We start from the raw sequence: 19517 nt of genomic DNA, 5'->3' as shown, positions 1-19517 counted from the left end.
ATTTTGAGTGGAATAGTTATTACAATTACTTCAGGAAAAGGTGGTGTAGGAAAATCTACCACAACAGCAAATTTAGCCGTAGGGTTGGCAAATTCAGGCAAAAAGGTAGTAGCCGTAGATTTTGATATTGGGCTTAGAAATCTTGATATGATATTAGGCTTAGAAAACCGCATTGTTTATGATATTGTCAATGTGATGGAAGGTGAATGCAATCTTTCTCAAGCACTCATTAATGACAAAAAAGCTAAGAATCTTTATTTTCTACCAGCCTCCCAAAGCAAAGATAAAAATATTCTTGATAAAGAAAAAGTTGCTAATCTCATTGAAAAATTAAAAAATGAATTTGATTATATTTTGCTTGATTCTCCAGCAGGAATTGAAGGCGGGTTTGAGCATTCTATTTTTCTTGCTGATGAAGCACTCATCGTCTCTACTCCGGAAGTTTCAAGCGTAAGAGATGCTGATAGAGTAATTGGCATTATTGATGCAAAAAGCCAAAAAGCACAAAATGGAGAGGAAGTCAAAAAGCATATCATCATCAATCGTCTAAAGCCAGAAATGGTAGAAAAAGGCGAGATGTTGAGCGTAGATGATGTTCTAAAGATTCTTTCACTGCCGCTTATTGGTATTATTCCAGAAGATGAAAAAATCGTCTCTTCCACTAATATGGGCGAGCCTGTCATTTATGGCAACTCTCTTTCAAGTCAAGCATACAAAAATATTGCAAAGCGAATCTTAGGAGAAGAAGTTCCTTATTTGGAATTAAAACCCAAAAAAGGCTTCTTTGGAAGGTTATTTTCATGAGTTTAATTGAAAAAATTTTTGGAAGCAAAAAAAATTCTGCACAAGAAGCAAAAAATCGCTTAACACTTATGTTGGCACACGAAAGAACTATCAATGTGCCTTATATGGACGCAATGAAACAAGAGATTTTGGAGGTTATCAAAAAATACACCAAAGCCCAAAAAATCGATATTAAAACTGATTCTAATCAAAATTTCAATACACTCGAAGTTGAAATTCTATTAGAAAAATAACTTTAAATGGATAAAATTAACCCTATTACCATAGGAATCATAGCACTTTTATTATTGCTGCTTACCTTTAATTTTATCCCCAAATCCGATTCTAAACCCCAACAAAGCCTAAACTACAAAGAATCAATCCCCATAGACACCAACACTTCCAAAGTCAATGTCGCGCTTCTTCAAAAAAACATTAAACTCTTAGAAGAAAACCTAAAAACCCTCCAACAAGAGAATAATCAAACTTCACAATCCACCATTCCACAAATCACGCCTCCCCCTATTTCACAAGAATCCAAGCCAACAAAGCCCACACAAATCCCCTCCAAGCCAAAACCACAATGCCAAAAACCAAAACCACAGCTCGCCATTATTATTGATGATATAAGCAACTTCTATCAATACCAAAAAATTCAAGAAATTCCTTATAAAATCACCCCCTCACTTTTCCCTAGAAGCATAGCCTCTCAAAATACGCCAGAAATTGCCAAAAAAGCTGATTTTTATATGGTTCATCTCCCCCTAGAAGCACTCAATTTTAGTCAAAAAGAACACAAATACCTTCTCAGCACAGATTCCAAACAAACCATACAAGAAACAATCCAAAACCTCAAAAAAGATTTTCCAAACTTAACCTATCTTAACAACCACACAGGTAGCAAATTTACTCAAACCCCACAAGCAATGTATTTCTTGCTTGAAATCCTAAATGAAAATAATATTAGCTTTGTTGATTCAAGAACTACACCTCACACCAAAACTCGCAATTATTACCAACAAAATCCAACTACCCCCCTAAATCAATGCCAAAATCAACCTTTCTTAGAACGCGATATATTTTTGGATAACGAACTTGATATAACAAAAATTACTCAAAACCTTATTCAAGCTGTTAAAATTGCTCAAACCAAAGGTTATGCTATCGCCATAGGACACCCTCACCAACAAACTATCTTAGCCCTTAAAAATGCTACAAATTATCTACAAAATAGCGGGGTAGAACTTGTCTATATAAATGAGTTAGTAATTCCATAAGCTTTTATTGCAAAATATGTTAAAATAAAAATTAAAAAGTGGTTACCCAAAAATGACAACTCCAAAAGCAACCCATCAATTACAAGGCAGTATCTTAGCCATTACACCTTGTGAAGATTCTACTTTTTGTGTGGATAATACCTTTTATATTACACAAATCAACAAAAAACTAGAAATCCAAACAAGCCTACAAGTTACTAGAGATTTAGAGCCACCTCATCGCTATTCACATGCTTTTGGAATTTCTAATGATTCATATTTTTGCATTCCTATTGTCGGAGAAAAAAAGTCTCTTATTTTAAAATTAGAGCATTCAAAACTCAAAATCATCTCCACACTTAATGATCATGATGGGGAAATGGAATCTTGTGCTTTTTCCAAAAATGGCAATTACTTCGCAACAGGGGGACAAGATGGGCGTGTATTTTTGTATGAAGGCAAAAGTTTTTTGCCAACTGCTTCCCTTTTAGCCCGTTCAGATTACATTTCTACCATTAAATTTTCTCAAAATAATGAATTTATAGCAATTAGCGGATTTGATAAATTTACTATGATTTTTGATGTTTTACGCCACAAAATTGCCTTTAATTTCGTAACTAATGATGTTGTAGAGGATTCTTGTTTTTTTGAAAATGATGAAAAACTTTTGCTTGTTTTGCGAAATAATTCTAGCATCATCTTTAGCCTCAAAGAAGGAAAAATCATCTCTCAAGAGTATTTTTTTGCATTTTGGCCCACAAGCATTGCACTAGATGATGAAGAAAATTATGCTCTCATTGGGACACGCTCTGACACACTCTATGTCATTTCATTAAAAGACAATAGTAAGGTTATGGAAATCAAAAATGAACATGCCGGAATCGCTTCTTTGGCTTTTTCACATGGATTTTTATATATTGGCTGTATTGATGGGACATTACTCATCATTGATTACAATGAAGGCAAAGAAGAACTAAAAGATGCTCTAGCTACCAAAAATTACAAAAATGCTAGGGAAGCCATTAACAAAAATGTTTTTTTGAGTATCCACCCACTCACCAAAGTTTTTGATGAAGTGTGGCCAGATATTCTAAATCAAGCCATTGATTTACTCAATAAAGATGAGATTGAAAAGGCTATTGAAATAACAGCACCCTTTATTGTTTCCCAACCCAAAAAAAATGAGTTTGATTTTTATCTCTCACAAAAAGAAGGGGCAAAGACTTTTTTGCAACTCATCGAGAAAAAGGACTATTCCAAAGCTTATGAAATGACTAAAACAATGAAATTTCTCACAAAAACTCAAGCCTATGAAAAGCTTGAAAATATTTGGAATAGAGCTTTTTTCAATGCCAAAAAACTTCTCATTGAAAATGCAAAAATCAACCAAAGACTAGCTGAACAATACTTAGCACCCTTTGAAAACACCCCCAAAAAAGAATTAATCATCCAACTACTAAGAAATTCTGATGTATTTGCTAAAGCAGACAATCTCATTAAGCAACAAAATTTCAAAGAATACTTCTCGCTAACTTTTCAATTTTCATTCCTAAGAGAAACTGATTTATACAAAAAAGTTTTACTATTAGGCGAAAAAATGCTCACAAATCTTATTGAATTAGAAAAAAACTTCCAATACCAAGAAGCAAAAAAAATTGCTGAAACATTGCTTGTTTTCCCAAATCTCAAACGCTCTGCTAACGAAAAAATTGTCCTTATGCAGCAAAAAGAAAATTTACTCAATGCCATAGAAAAAAAAGAGGTTAAAAAAATATATTCTATGGTTGATGATATTGAAAGTTTGCGTTCTATGCCACAATTTAAAGACTTTACCAAAGATTTTCTAAGACGCTATGAGGAAGCAAAACCCTATGCCTATGCTGGAAATGCCAAACACACTATGGTGATTTTTGGAGAATATATGGAAATTAGTTATTGGATTGACAAAATTGCTTCCCTTATTAAAATCGCCTACCTCAAACAAATTAGCAATGCACTCAATGAAATTGAAGTAAATTGGGTAATCACTATCAAACGCTATTACGAAAGATTCGGCAAAAGTGCAGAAATCATCAAACTTTTACAAAATCATCATTCCAAAGAGATTCTTGATGAATTTGAAGGAGAAGGCGAAAGCGATGGCTATCGCTATCATCCTTTTGTGGATAATATTGTAATTTATATCGTGCAAAAAGATTCTGATTTTGCAAACGCTTAACCAACTTCCACCTGAATTACAACACCTAAAAAACCTTAAAACACTTTATTATTGCGGGGATATAGAGCTGTTAAAGAAACGCAAAATTGCCATTATCGGCTCAAGAAACCCCAACCCCTATGCACAAAGTTTTACCAAAGAAATAGCCAAAAAAATCTCCCCATATGCAGCCATCATCAGCGGTGGTGCATTAGGCATAGATATTTTAGCTCACAATGCAGCTCTACCTAACACCATTATGGTTTCACCAAGCTCATTAGATATTATCTACCCCAAAACTAATCAAAAAATCATTCAAGAAATCTACAAAAATGCACTTATTCTAAGTCAATTTCCCCCAACCTACATTCCAAAAAACTACTCTTTCTTAGAACGCAATAAAATCATCATTAGCCTTGCAGAATACATAATAATTCCTCAAGCAGATCTCAAAAGCGGTTCAATGGAAAGTGCAAAATACGCTTTAAGTCTTAGCAAAAAAATCTATGTACCGCCCCATCAATTAGGACAAAGCAAAGGCACACAAACTCTAGCCAAAGAAAAAAAGGCAGAAATCATTTGGGATATTGATGAATTTTTAAATCAACTTTTTGAAGTATCTTACAATAATAATAAAGATGAAGTTTTAGAGTTCTGCAAAAGCAATCCTTTCTTTGAAGAGGCTTTTGCTCGTTTTGGCGAGATTTTATTTCATTATGAACTTGAGGGCAAAATACAAAGAAACAATGGAAGAATCGAGGTAATATAATGCAAAATATCATTGCTTTAGACATCGGATTAAAGCGGATTGGAATCGCACAATTCTTGCAAAATATCCCGATACCTTTACCCCCTATTTTACGCAAGAATCGCAATCAAGCAGCAAGAGATATAAGCAATCTTATCCAAATGAAAAATCCACAAATTTTAGTCATTGGCATTCCACAAGATGGCGATTCATCTTTAGAAATGGAACGCAGAATCAAACATTTCATCAACCTACTTGAGATTCCAAAAGGGATAGAAATTTGCTTTATTGATGAATCTTTTAGCTCTTTTGAAGCACTTCAAAAAATGCAAGGAAGCAAGAAAAATAAGAAAAAAGATGGGAGTTTAGATAGCCTTGCGGCTCTTATTATTTTAGAAAGATACTTAATGAGCCAAAAACAAAATTAAAGGCTTATTATTTAGAAGTAAATTTACTTGCACGCCCTGCTTTCCAACAAGCATAGCTACAATCTCATCTTCGCTTCTACAAGCTTTTGGCAGCGAAATCCCTATTGACAAATTATGTTCTGACAAAACCGCTTTTGCGCGTCCTGCAATGATATTAGTAAATTCTGAAATAACATCCAAAAGCTCCTCATCACTTTGAGATTCTTCTCCAAGCAACATCATAGAGGCTTCTTTAACAATCATCTTACTAAAGCAAAGTGCGACAACTCCGCTCACATCGCCTTCAAAATTAATCATTGCACCCATAATATCATTTTGCCCCGTCTTATTATAGGTGGTAACCTTATAATCCGTGCGTTTTGCCTCTCCACCTGTAAGCGAAGAGAGTGTCTCTATGGCAGCATTGATAAATACGGGAAGTTGTGCCACTAAATGCTTGGTTAGCCCCTTACGCTTTTGCTCTGCAAGCTGATATTTATTTGCATATTCCCTAATCAATGAATCATTTTTGCACTCTGCTACACTTCCAAAAAAATAGATTCCACTGCGTTTGCACAAATCAATCTTATCTGGATTAATCTTAATCTTCAAGCCACAAATAGCAATACAAGCTTCATAGCGTATATTATTTAGCGCTAATGACATAATAAATTCTAAAGCCACCAAACTAAAATCTTGGGTTTGCGTAACATCAAAAATAAAAACCTTATAACCCTCTCTTAATCTCGAATTATGTGCTTGCAAATTAAAATAAAGAGAAATATTTTTATCGGCTTTTTTATACAATGTATAAGTTACAATACCGCTATGAATCGTGGTAGGAATGAAATTCCCTGTTACATCAAAATAAATATTATAAAGATAAAAGGCTTTGTCTAAAAGCTGCTTCCCTTTTGCAAGAAGACTTTGCATATTATTCACACAAATAACCTCATAACCTCTATTTTCTAACTCTCGAGAAATAAGAGTTTGCACCATACCATCATTATCATAATAAATAATTTTTTGAGAGATTGAAGGCATTTTTAATGAAAGTAGCAAATTTGCCATAGCTTCTGTTTTAAAAAGCGGCACACTTCGATTTGGAAACAAGGCTTTAAGTTTAGGGAATTGCAAATCACTATAACCGATGAAAGCAACCGGTATAGAGACTCGATCTTGGATTGCCAATAAAGCTTTTGCGACGAGAATTACCGCACCTTCTTCAAAATAAGAAATATTTTCAAATGAAAAATAAATAGCACGGATAGATAGGCTTCGGATAGTTCCACTATTAGAGATGAAAATTTCGCAAATTTCCTTTGCTTCTTTCATCTCTAAATGGATAGAAGGGGAATAAATAGCAATATCGTATTTAATGACTGGACGCATTATTAATTTGCGTTATAGACTTCTGCTTCTACTCTTCTATTTGCTTGTCGTCCCTCTTTAGTTTTATTAGTTGCAATAGGCTTCTCTTCTCCATACCCTTTTGTATCTAATCTATCTGGAGAGATTCCTTGTTTGACAATTTCTTCTTTTACAGAAATTGCTCTTCTTTCTGAAAGCTTTTGATTGTAAGCTTCACTTCCTGTGCTATCTGTATGACCACTTATAGTAGCAGTTTTATCTGGGTTTTGCTTCATATATTCTGCAAAATCTTGAATTTCTGGATAATATTCAGGATTTACAGATGATGAATCAGAAGGGAATTGCACACTAAAAGTATGAATATGCGATAGAGTTGGAGCTGGAACTTCTTCTACAACCACTTCTTCCACTACTTCTTCTACAACAACCTCTTCTTGTGCAAAAGTTCCAAATGGAATACTAAAGCCCAACATTGCAATCACATCACTTCTTCCATCAAAACTTACTAAATGTCTAAGTTCTGTTTTAAGATGCAAGTACTTGAAAGCCTCCCAACGCAATCCTAAACCATATTGACCAAATGGAGCACTATCTAAGCTTTGATTATTGTTAGAAACATCTTCATAACCCACACCACCAAGAATATAAGGCGATACACTATTCCATACTTCAAACTCTTTTACAACATTCATATAATAGCGATTAAAAGAAGTTTTATTATCAGGAATACTTTGTTCTGCATGCGTAATCCAATCATAACCCAATTCTACCAATACTTCTGGAGCAACTCTTGCGCCAAATTTCAAACCATAGGACAAATCAATATCATCCGCCATTCTTTGATTATCCACATGCCAGCTTCCACCAATTTGTGGAGTAACCTCAAAAAGATTATTTGCCGCAAAAAGCGAACTACACAACATTAATGACAAGGGGAGAAACTTTTTCATTTTTTTCCTTTTCTCTTAGAGTGATAACATATCCTCCTTTTCCTAAAAAGGAATCTATGCTATCTATTATTGTATCTAAAATTAACTATTTTTTACCCAAATTTTAAAAAATATTATCTAAATAAAAACTTTAAAATTTCTTTTGATTCACATCATTTAAGATATTTTCTGCAATATCATTAACGCTTTTAGTGATTTCATTTGTTGCATTTGCCACTCCAACATTATCTTGTGTTGCAGTTTCAAGTTGTGCAATTGCTTCATTAATTTGACTAATTCCTTCTGTTTGTTCTTTGATAGATTCGCTCATTTCATTAACGCTTTGCACCAAAACATTCACATTTGCTTCAATCTCTCCTAGAGATTTTGTTGTTCGCTCTGCAAGTTTTCGCACCTCATCAGCCACAACAGCAAATCCTCTACCATGCTCCCCTGCTCTTGCTGCTTCAATAGCTGCATTCAATGCTAAGAGATTAGTTTGGTCTGCAATATCTTTAATCACTCCCACAATCTCTTTAATATCCTCTGCTTGTCTTGTAGCATCCATAGTTTTTTCACTTACATTTTGCATAGAAGAGCTAATTTCTTCTACTGCTGCTGCTGATTGCTCCAATGAAGAAGCTTGCGCTTGAGAACCATCGGTAAGCTTTTGCATAGATTCCCTAAGCTCTGTTGAACGCGCTGTTAATTCTCTAGCAAAATTAGCACTTGCATGCAGCATTTTCTTAATCTCTTCTCCCAAAGTATTAGTAACAACTTCTACTCTTCCATTTGCGTTTTTCACTTCTGTTGTAAAATCCAACTTCACATAAGAATCAAAAACCCTAGCAATTTCATTAGTATCACTTCCTATTTTGCGTTGCAAAACACTAAGCATTGTATTTAAAACTTCTTTTAATTCCATAAGCTGCGGATTTACAGGATCTTTAGAAATCCTTGCAGTTAAATTACCTGCTTCAATTTCTTTTGCGGTATCTACTGCTGCTTGAATCGCTTCTTCATCAATTTGCAAAGAAGAACGAGTCCTTTCAATGTTGGCATTAATAATTCTTCCCATTGCCCCTAATTCATCATTTGCACGAATCTTGATAGTTTGGACATCTTTGCTTTCATGGTTAATAAATTTAAAGAGCTTATCAAGCGCATCAAGGATAATTGGCAATCTATTAGCAACATTTTTACGAATATAAAAATACACAAAAGCCATTACCAAAATCAAAAAAGTCGCTGAAGCTGCAAAAATTAAATATTCCAAACGATAAAGAGGTGCAAGAACAGAAGATTTTGGAGCCGTAACCAAAACTCTCCAGCTTACATAATTATCCACTGATGAGAAAGATACAAGACTTGCATAACTTGGAGCACCATCTGTGGCAATATAATCATAAACGCCCGTTTGCCCTGCTATAATCGCATCAACAATCAATTTAGCTTCTGGTCTTTTATTGGCATCTTGAAGTTTTTTAAACAACAAACTTTGATTGCCATGGAGAATAATCGTCCCATCTTGATCAAACATCGCAACAATACTTCCTTCAAAAAGCTTATTATTAGAATCCAAAAGTGAATTTGCAATATCATCAAAGCTAAAAATAAAACCCACAGCCCCAACAACTTGATTATTAGCATCAAAAATAGGCATTGCCATATCAATACCTACAAACTCTTTGCCACCAAAAGAAAAGCGATGCGGCTTGCCAAATAGCACTTTTGTTTCACTGCTTTTTTGGGAATTCAATGCTTCTTTAATAGAAACGAGTTCAATATTACTATTGATAGCTACATTCGCAATCCCCCCAGCAGAGGAAGGTTGCTTATCTTCATAAGCAACCATATAATCCCCATTATCCAAACGATAAAAAGAATTTCCACCATCAAAACCCAAAGGATTCTTTAAATACAAAAATGCAAAATCTGCATAAGAACCAGAATCCAAAACATTAGTTACTACATCTTCCAAAGCTTTTGGTGTGATATTGTATTTGGAAGTTTGAGCAAAAATCTCTCCTAATACATTTGCAGAAGTCCTATTAAGAGCTATCATTTCATTCATAACGCCTTCAACAAAACCAGAATACCCCTTAGAAGATTCCAAAATCATTGTTTCGGCATCTTTACGCATACTATCACCAACGCTCTTAACTACAACTATCGACAATATACTAAGACCAATAAGCATAATAATACTGATAGATACTACAAGCTTAGTCCCGATATTCATATTTTTTAAAAAATTCATTAATTTATCTCCCAAGCTACTGCGCTAAAATTTCAAAGCTCGGATTATATCTTACATTTTCTTAAACATAATATAATTAATAGAAATAGTTTAATAATGAAAAATAAAGCTTATATTAAACATTTTTTAAGCAAATGAAGTCAAAAATTCAATTCAAATGCAGGATAATTTCCTGCAAATAAAACCTCAAGAATAATATTTTTGGATTTCAAGATTCCCAAGCTTTTTTTCTGTCACAATACTTGCAATCATTCCTCCAGAAACATTGCTTGAAGTCCTTGCCATATCCAAAATAGGATCAATAGCCAAGATAATCGCCAAAAGCGAAAAATGAGATTCCAATCCCAATCCACTTAACAAAATAGAAAGAATCATAATTGTAATTCCGGGGATTCCAGCAATCCCAAAAGAAGTAATCACGCACAGCAAAACAATAATCACTCCCTCACTAAAACCAAGAGGAATTCCAAGTGCATTCAACATAAAAACACACACCAATGCAGCATAATATCCAGCACAACCATTCATTCCCATTGTAGTAGAAATACTCCCGACAAAAGTTGCTCCCCCTCTACTCACACCAAGCTTCTCCAAACAATCAATAGTTAGAGGCAAAGTGCCTGCAGAACTACGCGAAACAAAAGCCATCAATAAAGCCTTAAAAGCCTTTTTGAAATACACAATAGGATTCAGCCTCAAAAATCCAAGTATCGCAGAATGCATCACAAAAACCAATACCCAGCTTATGTAAATTAAGATTACAAATAAACCAGCCTCGATTATAGAATCTATTCCATTAACCAAAAGAGTATCTACAATCATCGTTACAATAGTATAAGGCATAATCTTAATTAGCACTCCAATCATTTTGGAAATCACCAAATAAATAAAAGTAAGCCATTTTTTAAAAATATTAAAATTTTGCTCGAAATTTTCTTGCCTACCCACAAGATAAGCACAAAATCCAAAAAATATCGCAAAAATCACCACACCTAGGATATTATTGCTATTTGCAGCCCCAATAATATTATTTGGCACAAACCCCAAAATCATACTATTGAAACTCTCCACCCCTCTAATGCTTTTTTCTGTAACTCCAGCTTCTACTCCAACGCCCAAATCAAACGCCACCCCCAACAACAATCCTATTATTGCCGCCATAGCCGTAGTAATCATTAAGCTTGCAAAAGAAAAAATCGCCGTCCATTTAAGCTTAGTCGTTTTATCTAAATTACAAATCGCATAAACCAACCCTACAAAAATAAGCGGAATAACCATTAAACGCAAAAAAGAAATAAAAAGTGAATTAATAAAACTAAGCCAAATATGCACCTCATAGAGCCAATGCAACTTAGTAGAATCCTTAAAGTAGCCCAACCCTTGAGTTGGAAATCCTGCCAATGTCAAAATAAAACAAGCAAAAACCACCCCAAAAACTAAAGCACCAATTAACTGCCAATTTTGCCGTTTAATCCTAGATAAAAAGTAAAAAATCCCTGCCAAACAAAAAAGAATTATAAGCGTATAAAAAGAAGAAATATTAAAAAAATGTTGTAAGAAATTTTGCATAAGAAACCTTTTATTATGTATTTTTGCACACTGCAAATTTAAAAGGCGGGATTATACACCAAAAACAATAAACTACTTCTTATCTTTCTTTTTCTTTTTGTCTTTCTTTATATCCCCTTCTTCACCACAAAACATTCGGACACTAGAATAATAAGAAACGATACCCGGATCTGCTAGCAAACATACATTTTCAGCATCTTTATCTTCATAATCAATTTTAGCAAGCAAGATTCTAGCAAGATTGATTCTAGCGCGTCTTTTATCATTTGAATCCACAATCAACCATGGTGCAAATGGAGTATGTGTGCGAGAAAACATTTTTTCAAATGCCTCTGTGTATTCATCCCATAGATTCAATGACAATTCATCAATAGGGCTAAGTTTCCACCTCTTTAGAGGCTCATCTTTGCGTGCTTCTATACGCTTTCTTTGCTCTTCTTGCCCCACATCTAAAAAAAACTTAAACAAGATATATCCGCTCTCAATCAACATTTGCTCCAAATGAGAAACCTGAATAATAAACTCTTTGTATTGTTCATTAGTGCAAAAATTCATTACTCGCTCCACTCCAGCGCGATTATACCAACTCCTATCAAAAAATACGATTTCCCCGCCATTTGGCAACTCATCAATATAGCGTTGAAAATACCATTGAGTTTTTTCCACATCACTTGGCTTTTGCAATGCCACCACTCTTGCTCCACGAGGATTTAGATGCTCTCTTAAGGCTTTAATTGTTCCGCCCTTCCCGGCAGCATCTCTCCCTTCTAAAATCACAATAATTTTTTTTTGATACTTTTTCACCCAATTTTGCAATTTGATTAATTCAATTTGCAGTTTTGTAATTTCCTCTTCATAAAACTTTTTATTTATTTTTCCCTTTTGGTTATAAACTTCACCGGGTCTTTCATCTTCTGGGCGTATAACTAAAGCCTTACTCATAATTTACCTCCAAACTAAGCTATAAAATAGCCAAAATATTCTACCATAAAAGAATAAAATTCCAGATTTAAGGAGAAAGATTTTGAATACATTATTTTGCATAGAAAAAAACTGCTCTTTTAAGCCATTAAGGGACTTTGCCACAAGATACGCAGAAGATCTTTTGGGAGAAATTCACCAAATTCATTTTATAAACACTGATGATTCTTTGGAATATCTTTCTAAGAATCTTAATTACTTGATACAAAATTCAAACAACATTTTAATTCTATCCCCCAAAGATTCCTTGCAAGAAATCTCAAGCCATATCCAACAAAAACTCGATTCTAAAGCCATACAAGAAAAAAATATCTATTATTTTAAGATTCTTCATTGCCTCATCACACTGCAAACCCTCCCCCCAAATTCCTCCCAACACTCTTTGGAATCTTTATTGCAAACGCCTAAAAATACTACTTTTTTATATCCTTTAGGGATAGAGTGCAAAAGTGCTTATATGCTACTAAAGCCGCTTGCAAAGATTCACAATGTGGCACTGCAAATCGCATTTGAATCTAATGAAATTGGAATCTTAAAAGCCATAGGCAATTCTCAAGAAAGCTTAAAAAATTTCCTACAAGAAATGCAACAAACTTTGCAAAATAAGATTTTTCCAAGCCAAAATCTTGCCCAAAGTATTATAAAAATTTTAGCCCAAAACAAACAAAAAATTACTACCGCAGAAAGTTGCACGGGAGGATTAGCTGCATATTATCTCACCAAAGAATCTGGAGCTAGTGAAGTTTTTGATGCTGGCATTATTAGCTATTCTAATGCAATCAAAAATGCTTGGCTTGAAGTTTCTCAAAATCATTTAGAGCAATTTGGTGCTGTCAGTGAAATTGTGGTTTATGAAATGCTAAAGGGAGCACTTAAAGCAAGCGGTGCGGATTTTGCAATTGCCACAAGTGGAATTGCTGGTCCAAATGGCGGAAGCCCTAATAAACCTGTGGGGACAATTTTTATTGGTGCGATGAATAAAAATGGCGATGAAATTATCCAAAGAGTTTTATTTCAAGGGGATAGGAATTATATTCAAGAGCAATCTTGTCTTTATGCTTATTTGCTATTCTTGAAACTATTTTTCAAAAACTATTGACTTTATACGAAATTATAGCTATAATTTCGTTTCCTTTTTATTTGACCCGCTAGCTCAGTTGGTAGAGCAATTCCCTTTTAAGGAATGGGCCGTTGGTTCGAATCCAACGCGGGTCACCACTAAATAAAAGTGGCTCCTTCATCTAGCGGTTAGGATACCACCCTTTCACGGTGGCTACAGGGGTTCGAGTCCCCTAGGAGTCACCACTTTTATTTTCTAAATTTTGACTTTATGATGGTCGCTTAGCTCAGTTGGTAGAGCGCCACCCTTACAAGGTGGATGTCACAAGTTCGAGTCTTGTAGCGACCACCATACTTGGAGCGGTAGTTCAGCTGGTTAGAATACCTGCCTGTCACGCAGGGGGTCGCGGGTTCGAGCCCCGTCCGCTCCGCCATTTACGCTTTTCTATCCTTTTATTTTATTTCCATTATATTCTATAAATTACACATAAAAACCAAAACTACCTTGCTTTTTCTTTAAAATGTGATATAAAACTGATTTATCTACAAAGATTTTTTATGGTAATCATAATCACAAATGCAGATAATAACTTAATTGACATCTTAGAATCCATTAACAAAAAGCTATCAAAACCTTATAAAATAGAAAAATTACAAGAGGATTTTATACCTTATCAAGAATCTTACGCTTACAAAAAATACCAAAGTTTTAGCGAGGATTATAAAAAAGAATTAGCAGAAGAAATCAAAGCAGATATAAAAAGGCTCTAGTGACGATTTTTGATGTGAAATTCAAAAAGAGCATTGAAAAGGAAATCAAAAAACTTGAAAAATCAAATCCAAAAGTAGCAGAAAAAATCATTTATTTTATCTTTTCTCATCTAGATAGCTCACAAAACCAGCCATTCTTCCCAATGCCAAAGCTCTAAAAGGTTTGCCTAATCACTATCGTTGGAGATTAGGGGATTATAGAATCATCAGCATTATTGAAAATTATTGAGATTATCAAAATAGCCCATAGGCAAGAAGCCTATTAGTCCTCCTGCTTTATTTTTTTCCTTAACTCATTGATATTATAGGATTTTGTATTAACAAGCAATGTGCTAAGTAATGATTCTAAACTGCTTCTTTCATTATAAATTTTACTTCTTCTATTTTTATCTTGCTCTATTGAATTAACCAAAGCATTTGCCACTTTACCCAAAGGCACAGGCATAGCAAAATTAAATAATTCTACTCCCCTATCCATTGCCCCTTTTGCACCCTCTCTCCTTGTATAAGGACGATTCATAGCAAGGTTATAATTGAGGGCTTGTTGGAAGAGTTGTTGAGGGATTCCATTGGTTGCAAGTTTGGCAAAAAATTCAGGAATTATATTGCCCTTGATATTTCCTAGTGAAGCAAACTCTAATAATCCCACACAAATGTCATACAAATGCCCTTGAAATTTCACAAAAGAATTAAACCCAAAAGAAAATATTATTTTCTAATAGCATCATAAAAATCCAAAAGATAAAATCAGTCAATCAAAACAATAACCAAATTTAAAAATAAAAATTATTTTGCAAGTGATGAGTGGATAAAATCTTGAATATGCTTTATTAATATTTTTAGTTACTTTGATAAATCTAAAAACTATCAAAAAATAATGAAATTTAGCATTAATCATTAGATAATGGAACACCTTTTGCTTACTTTTTCTTAAATTTTTTTATAATTTTTTAGAAAAGGTAGGCAAATGACTAGCATATCTAATTCTTCTTATTCTAATTATTTAAATGTTCATTGCAACTATTCTAAAGAAATCTCAAGCCTCATAGACAAAACTTCTAATCAAAACGCAAATACCCCATTTACGCAATCCACAAGGCAAGATACTCAAAATATTGAATATAATTCTAGCAAAGCCTTTCAAGAAGTCTCTAAGCAGGATTTAGATAACATAATCAACGATAACCACGACGATTTTCAATCCTCCATATTAGAAAATTTTTTAGATTCTTTGAATTATTGCACTATTGGTGCAATTAACAAAAATTCTAAAGATACAGCTTTTAATCAAGAGGATTTTAAAAATGCAAAAGCAAATTCAGCAACAAATTCCAACAAAACTTTTGAAAAATACCCCCTTGATAACTATGGTTTTATGGGAAATGAGTTTTTAAAAGAATCAGGATTGCCAGAGGATTTGAAATTTCATAGTAATTCCCTACAAGCTATCAAAAACTACCTTACGCTCCCATTTTACGAACATCACAGCAATGGAAATGAATACTTTTCAAACTACTTTGATAGTGTAGATTTAGGAGGTGGATTAAAAAACGCTTTTGATTCATTGGAAAAATTTATAGACATCAAAGATAACTATACAAAAGAGGAATTATTGAATATTTTTAAAGACAATGAAGGTTTTATAGATAGTTTAAGGGGCGATATTGCTCTTGTAGAGGATTATACTTTTATGGAAAATGGAGAAGAAAAAATTGCTTTAGAGGGTGTTATTATGTTGTTCTCTTTGGTAAATTATGGGGAGGCTTATGCCAAATCCGAAAATAGCCAACTTGGTGAATATGGTAAATACTTAGCAGGACTTCCAAACTCTTGGCTAGAAAGTCCCTCTATTTTGCAAGATTCTACCTTTCAAGAAACAAGCAAAAAAGTAAAAGAAAATTTCATTGATTGGTTTTTACAAAAAGTATTGGAGATAAAAGAATTTCCTACAATGGAAGCAAAAGCATAATGCAAAAAATGCTTTTATTGCGCATTTTTTTGCTTGTTTTTATAACAAACTTTGCTTTTGCTTTTAGTGTTAAATCTCTACAAGAACTCCACAATCAAAATGTTATAAGGCAGCAATATGAGGAATCTTGTGGGGCTTCTGCTTTAGCTACTTTACTTAATCTCTTTGAATTTAAACAATATAGCGAACAAGATATACTTGCTTTTTTAAATCAAAAAACCGATATGTTAAGCTTCAAAGAATTGCAAGAAGTGGCAAATACTCTAGGTTATACAACTAAAGGCTTTCAACTCCAAAGAGAAATATTAGAACAAACTTCTTATCCTTTGCTTGTAAGCCCCTAGATTTACAAATACAATGCCTTTTTGCGTCATTTATTTTGCCTCAAATTTCCATTTAATCATTGTTTCTAAATTGTTTTAGATAATTGTGAGTTTTGTTATTATTTTAAATTTTTGGTATAATTTCAAATCTCAAAAACTTCAAGGACAAATATGCGTAATCCTCACTTTTATTCTTTTGCTTTTATGGTTTATTTATTGCTTATTGGTTTAGCCTTGGGAGCTATTATTGCTAGTGCTTTTAGTGCTCCTGTAATTTTTCGTGCTGCTAGCTTCGTTGAAGGCTTAGAAATTACACTCTTTCAATCTGGCGTGTTAATGACGCAGATTTTCATAAAACTCAACATATTGCTTAATATTCTAGCAGTTTTTATCATCATCTATGAAGTTATCATTTTCAAAGCCACTCGCCAAAAAATAGCCCCTTTGCTTGGCTTTATTAGTGTGATTTTAATTTTGTTATTTACTCTTTATTATACGCCTTATATCCTCCAAGCTCAACAAATGGGAGAAGAATCCATACAAACTCTAAAATTTGATGCTATGCACAAACAATCCGTCTTAGTTTTCAAAACTTTGCTTATTACTTTATTTTTACTCTTTTGTATCCGCTCTTACAAACTCATCAATAACGCTTACAAAGGTAAATAAACTCACAAAAACTGCAAGGGCTTCTTTCCTTGCAAAGCTCAAAGGAAAATTCTTTTTGCATTCCTTTGTAATACTCTAGTCTTTCTTCTAACTTCTCTTTTTTTTCTATCAATGCCTTTTCTTCTTTGATTTTGGCTTCATAAATATCATAAAATCCAGCTTTTACCTCTGCATTGCTATGGATTTCTTGGATTGCCATAGCATAAAGCACAAGTTGAAAATCTTTGGAATTTTCGATACTTCTCTTGCCGCCTATTTTTAGATTTCTTTTATATTTATAATCCAAAACAAAAAAATCTTGCCCCTTTTTGTCAATCCTATCAATCCTGCCTTCAAAAGGGATTCCACATACACCAAATGCAAACTTCCTTTCAAACTCCACAGGAATCCACCCTCCTTGTAAATGCTCTTGCTCAGTTTTAAAAAATTTTTGCAAATATCTTTTGGCAAGCTCCAATTCAAAAAACTCTCTTTTAGTCTCATAATCTTGCAATCCCCTATAAACTTCCTCTTGTAATTGTGCAAAATTATGATGAGTTTGATAACTACTATAAGCCTCTTGCAATACCTTATGGAGCTTCATACCTACATTAGCACCCATATTTGAATTTTCTTCTTTATATCCCAAAACATAGCGATAATAATATTTTCTCGCACAAGTCAATAAGCATTCTAGCTTTGAAGCACTCATAATTCCAAGCTCCAAAGGTGCTACAATTTCCCTCTCTTTATACTGCAAAGCTTTCCCACTCAAAAAATAATCCCCATATTTTTTTGAAGCTTTATAGAATCTAGCTTCACTAAAAATTTTATCATCTAGCAAAAAGCGAGAGGGCTTATCTTCGTCATTATTCAAAAACATTACACCCACTTCCAAAGAATGCTCAAAAAGGCGTGAATAATAATATTTTTGGAGATTCTCTCTATCTTTTTTGGTGGGCAGTCCAACTTTTTCTCGTATCAATGAATTAAGAAAAATATCTTTTTGATTCACTTTTGGCACATTATTTTCATTAAATTCTGGGACGATAATATAAGAAAACTCAATCCCTCTTGTTTCCAAAATGCCCATTACACTGATTCTTCCACCGCCAATATCATCTATACTTAGCTTTTTTAACATCATAAAAAATGTATAAATTTTGTCCTTTATTGGCAAAAATTCTAAATACTTCAATGAATAAGAAAAATGCTCTAAATTCTGCAAAATAATCTTTTTAGCTTCTTTATCCTCCCTTGTTATTTCCTGTGATTCTATGATGAAATTTTGAAACTCTCCAAAGTCCTTAAATTGTTCTATATGCTCCTCAATCTTCACAAATAATGCTGTTTCTTGAAGTTTTTTACCCATAGCAAAATTAAAATTTCTCGCACTATCAAAAAGCTCCAAATAGTTTTTAAACTCCTCACTAGGCAAAACAATGCAAATTTCCTCTGGCTGGATTCCCCGCTCCAACCACAAATCAATCTGACTAAAAATCCCTCCCGCCTCTGAAACTCTATCGCTAAACTCTAATAAATTGATTTTGCCATATTTGATTGCTTTTGTGGGTTCAAAAGAATCTTTTTTGATATCACCCCTTTTTAAATGTAGTATAAAATCTCCATTTTCTAATTCTATCCCAAAGATTCTTTGATAATATTCTTGATTAAAAGCATTAATGCTAATTTTAAAAACAATGGGCTTTTGCATGGAAATTTCTTTGAAAACATACATTTCAAAACGGCTCAAAAAACCTTCTAAATGCACTTCAATCTCATCAAACTGCGACAAAAGCTCAAAAGTAATTTGATAATTTTCCAAAAAATATTTGTCAAAAAAGCCATTTTGTGCAATTTTATCTTGATAGGTTTTAAAAATATTTTTTAATACTTGCAAATGATCATCATAAAATGCGTAAATATCTAGTCGCTCAAGAGATTCTATCTGCACACATTCCGCACACAATTCATCATAAAATTTAAAGAAAAAATCAGAATTAACCAAAAATTGCGAGAAGTTTTTTGCAAATTCGCCAAATTTTTGAGGATTGACTTCTTTAATGGCTTGATAAAGATAGACATAACGCAAAAATGGAGGGATTTTACTTTTTGCTTCAACCCTCAAAATGCTATCAAAAAATTCGCCAATACTTTGTGCATTTGGCAAAAAAGAGGCATTATAATTCCTCTCAAAAAAATCTTTGATTGCTCTTGTATTTGAAAATAAATAAAGTTTTTCCACT

The 19517-nt window shown here is 33.4% G+C and carries 19 protein-coding genes and 4 tRNA genes; 16 read left to right on the top strand and 7 right to left on the bottom strand.

Annotated elements, in window-relative coordinates; translation table 11 throughout:
* Nucleotides 1-3 precede the first annotated feature (3 nt).
* The 6 genes from minD to ruvX are packed head-to-tail and all read left to right on the top strand — an operon-like array spanning nucleotide 4 to nucleotide 5412.
* Nucleotides 4-804: a septum site-determining protein MinD gene (gene minD / locus EL247_RS01075; RefSeq protein WP_005022003.1), complete on the top strand. Its 801-nt coding sequence runs from the start codon at nucleotides 4-6 to the stop codon at nucleotides 802-804.
* Entirely contained in the window at nucleotides 801-1037 is a 237-nt protein-coding gene (gene minE, locus EL247_RS01070; RefSeq protein ID WP_005022002.1) for a cell division topological specificity factor MinE, read from the top strand. The genes minD and minE overlap by 4 nt, the downstream gene beginning before the upstream one ends.
* A gap of 6 nt (nucleotides 1038-1043) precedes the next feature.
* On the top strand, nucleotides 1044-2060 hold the full coding sequence (locus EL247_RS01065; RefSeq protein WP_060663018.1) for a divergent polysaccharide deacetylase family protein: 1017 nt from the start codon (nucleotides 1044-1046) through the stop codon (nucleotides 2058-2060).
* Nucleotides 2061-2112: 52 nt separating this feature from the next.
* Nucleotides 2113-4257: a WD40 repeat domain-containing protein gene (locus tag EL247_RS01060; protein WP_060661502.1), complete on the top strand. Its 2145-nt coding sequence runs from the start codon at nucleotides 2113-2115 to the stop codon at nucleotides 4255-4257.
* Nucleotides 4244-5005 (top strand): DNA-processing protein DprA, encoded by a 762-nt coding sequence (locus tag EL247_RS01055; protein ID WP_104745476.1) that lies wholly within the window; start codon nucleotides 4244-4246, stop codon nucleotides 5003-5005. The genes EL247_RS01060 and EL247_RS01055 overlap by 14 nt, the downstream gene beginning before the upstream one ends.
* Complete coding sequence (ruvX, locus tag EL247_RS01050; protein ID WP_104745475.1) at nucleotides 5005-5412, top strand: Holliday junction resolvase RuvX; 408 nt, start codon at nucleotides 5005-5007, stop codon at nucleotides 5410-5412. Before EL247_RS01055 ends, ruvX begins: the two co-directional genes overlap by 1 nt.
* Here the strand turns inward: ruvX and EL247_RS01045 are convergent.
* The 5 genes from EL247_RS01045 to ppk2 form a co-directional block, all read right to left on the bottom strand.
* The gene (locus tag EL247_RS01045; RefSeq protein ID WP_054195393.1) at nucleotides 5389-6783 is read right to left on the bottom strand and encodes a chemotaxis protein CheX; all 1395 of its coding nucleotides are present in this window, start codon (nucleotides 6781-6783) and stop codon (nucleotides 5389-5391) included. The two genes, ruvX and EL247_RS01045, sit on opposite strands and share 24 nt — an antisense overlap.
* A 2-nt stretch (nucleotides 6784-6785) precedes the next feature.
* On the bottom strand, nucleotides 6786-7712 hold the full coding sequence (locus EL247_RS01040) for an OmpA family protein (protein ID WP_005021991.1): 927 nt from the start codon (nucleotides 7710-7712) through the stop codon (nucleotides 6786-6788).
* Nucleotides 7713-7842: 130 nt separating this feature from the next.
* Complete coding sequence (locus EL247_RS01035; RefSeq protein WP_145961916.1) at nucleotides 7843-9951, bottom strand: methyl-accepting chemotaxis protein; 2109 nt, start codon at nucleotides 9949-9951, stop codon at nucleotides 7843-7845.
* Nucleotides 9952-10137: 186 nt separating this feature from the next.
* Nucleotides 10138-11520, bottom strand: a complete 1383-nt coding sequence (locus tag EL247_RS01030) for a cation:dicarboxylate symporter family transporter (protein WP_104745473.1) — start codon at nucleotides 11518-11520, stop codon at nucleotides 10138-10140.
* Between the two features lie 72 nt (nucleotides 11521-11592).
* Nucleotides 11593-12462 carry a polyphosphate kinase 2 gene (gene ppk2, locus EL247_RS01025; RefSeq protein WP_005021988.1) on the bottom strand — a complete coding sequence of 290 codons (870 nt, stop codon included), beginning with the start codon at nucleotides 12460-12462 and terminating at the stop codon, nucleotides 11593-11595.
* Nucleotides 12463-12544: 82 nt separating this feature from the next.
* Here ppk2 and EL247_RS01020 point away from each other — a divergent pair, with 82 nt between their 5' ends.
* From EL247_RS01020 to EL247_RS08510, 7 genes are all read left to right on the top strand, one after another.
* Nucleotides 12545-13600 carry a CinA family protein gene (locus tag EL247_RS01020; RefSeq protein ID WP_104745472.1) on the top strand — a complete coding sequence of 352 codons (1056 nt, stop codon included), beginning with the start codon at nucleotides 12545-12547 and terminating at the stop codon, nucleotides 13598-13600.
* 43 nt (nucleotides 13601-13643) lie between these two features.
* Nucleotides 13644-13719 (top strand) — tRNA-Lys (locus tag EL247_RS01015).
* Between the two features lie 12 nt (nucleotides 13720-13731).
* Nucleotides 13732-13806, top strand: a tRNA-Glu gene (locus EL247_RS01010).
* A 30-nt stretch (nucleotides 13807-13836) separates the two neighbouring features.
* Nucleotides 13837-13912: transfer RNA gene (locus EL247_RS01005), tRNA-Val, on the top strand.
* Between the two features lie 5 nt (nucleotides 13913-13917).
* Nucleotides 13918-13994, top strand: a tRNA-Asp gene (locus EL247_RS01000).
* Between the two features lie 124 nt (nucleotides 13995-14118).
* Nucleotides 14119-14331: a hypothetical protein gene (locus tag EL247_RS00995; protein ID WP_060661493.1), complete on the top strand. Its 213-nt coding sequence runs from the start codon at nucleotides 14119-14121 to the stop codon at nucleotides 14329-14331.
* Nucleotides 14331-14489 carry a hypothetical protein gene (locus EL247_RS08510; protein WP_158653930.1) on the top strand — a complete coding sequence of 53 codons (159 nt, stop codon included), beginning with the start codon at nucleotides 14331-14333 and terminating at the stop codon, nucleotides 14487-14489. The genes EL247_RS00995 and EL247_RS08510 overlap by 1 nt, the downstream gene beginning before the upstream one ends.
* 104 nt (nucleotides 14490-14593) lie before the next feature.
* Here the strand turns inward: EL247_RS08510 and EL247_RS00990 are convergent, their stop codons facing one another.
* Entirely contained in the window at nucleotides 14594-15013 is a 420-nt protein-coding gene (locus EL247_RS00990; protein WP_104745471.1) for a hypothetical protein, read from the bottom strand.
* A gap of 285 nt (nucleotides 15014-15298) precedes the next feature.
* Between EL247_RS00990 and EL247_RS00985 the strand changes: the two genes are divergently transcribed.
* From EL247_RS00985 to EL247_RS00975, 3 genes are all read left to right on the top strand, one after another.
* Complete coding sequence (locus EL247_RS00985) at nucleotides 15299-16300, top strand: hypothetical protein (protein ID WP_104745470.1); 1002 nt, start codon at nucleotides 15299-15301, stop codon at nucleotides 16298-16300.
* On the top strand, nucleotides 16300-16644 hold the full coding sequence (locus EL247_RS00980; protein WP_232019769.1) for a cysteine peptidase family C39 domain-containing protein: 345 nt from the start codon (nucleotides 16300-16302) through the stop codon (nucleotides 16642-16644). Before EL247_RS00985 ends, EL247_RS00980 begins: the two co-directional genes overlap by 1 nt.
* Before the next feature lie 150 nt (nucleotides 16645-16794).
* Nucleotides 16795-17292, top strand: coding sequence for a DUF4149 domain-containing protein (locus EL247_RS00975; RefSeq protein ID WP_104745469.1), 498 nt, complete (start codon nucleotides 16795-16797; stop codon nucleotides 17290-17292).
* Here EL247_RS00975 and EL247_RS00970 read toward each other — a convergent pair.
* On the bottom strand, nucleotides 17267-19516 hold the full coding sequence (locus EL247_RS00970) for a PD-(D/E)XK nuclease family protein (protein ID WP_104745468.1): 2250 nt from the start codon (nucleotides 19514-19516) through the stop codon (nucleotides 17267-17269). The two genes, EL247_RS00975 and EL247_RS00970, sit on opposite strands and share 26 nt — an antisense overlap.
* Nucleotide 19517 lies beyond the last annotated feature (1 nt).

It is taken from the genome of Helicobacter pullorum (genome assembly GCF_900638355.1).
Lineage (GTDB): Bacteria > Campylobacterota > Campylobacteria > Campylobacterales > Helicobacteraceae > Helicobacter_D > Helicobacter_D pullorum.
Note: the sequence above shows the minus strand (reverse complement) of the source record. Positions and strands in the feature narration are given on the sequence as shown.

Bases quoted from the DNA above. Each gene is read 5' to 3' on its own strand.
- EL247_RS01035 (WP_145961916.1), bottom strand. From the start codon at position 9,951: ATGAATTTTTTAAAAAATATGAATATCGGGACTAAGCTTGTAGTATCT.
- EL247_RS00985 (WP_104745470.1), top strand. From the start codon at position 15,299: ATGACTAGCATATCTAATTCTTCTTATTCTAATTATTTAAATGTTCAT.
- EL247_RS01030 (WP_104745473.1), bottom strand. From the start codon at position 11,520: ATGCAAAATTTCTTACAACATTTTTTTAATATTTCTTCTTTTTATACG.
- EL247_RS01045 (WP_054195393.1), bottom strand. From the start codon at position 6,783: ATGCGTCCAGTCATTAAATACGATATTGCTATTTATTCCCCTTCTATC.
- EL247_RS01060 (WP_060661502.1), top strand. From the start codon at position 2,113: ATGACAACTCCAAAAGCAACCCATCAATTACAAGGCAGTATCTTAGCC.
- ppk2 (WP_005021988.1), bottom strand. From the start codon at position 12,462: ATGAGTAAGGCTTTAGTTATACGCCCAGAAGATGAAAGACCCGGTGAA.
- EL247_RS01040 (WP_005021991.1), bottom strand. From the start codon at position 7,712: ATGAAAAAGTTTCTCCCCTTGTCATTAATGTTGTGTAGTTCGCTTTTT.
- minE (WP_005022002.1), top strand. From the start codon at position 801: ATGAGTTTAATTGAAAAAATTTTTGGAAGCAAAAAAAATTCTGCACAA.
- EL247_RS01065 (WP_060663018.1), top strand. From the start codon at position 1,044: ATGGATAAAATTAACCCTATTACCATAGGAATCATAGCACTTTTATTA.
- EL247_RS00975 (WP_104745469.1), top strand. From the start codon at position 16,795: ATGCGTAATCCTCACTTTTATTCTTTTGCTTTTATGGTTTATTTATTG.
- EL247_RS00995 (WP_060661493.1), top strand. From the start codon at position 14,119: ATGGTAATCATAATCACAAATGCAGATAATAACTTAATTGACATCTTA.
- ruvX (WP_104745475.1), top strand. From the start codon at position 5,005: ATGCAAAATATCATTGCTTTAGACATCGGATTAAAGCGGATTGGAATC.
- EL247_RS00980 (WP_232019769.1), top strand. From the start codon at position 16,300: ATGCAAAAAATGCTTTTATTGCGCATTTTTTTGCTTGTTTTTATAACA.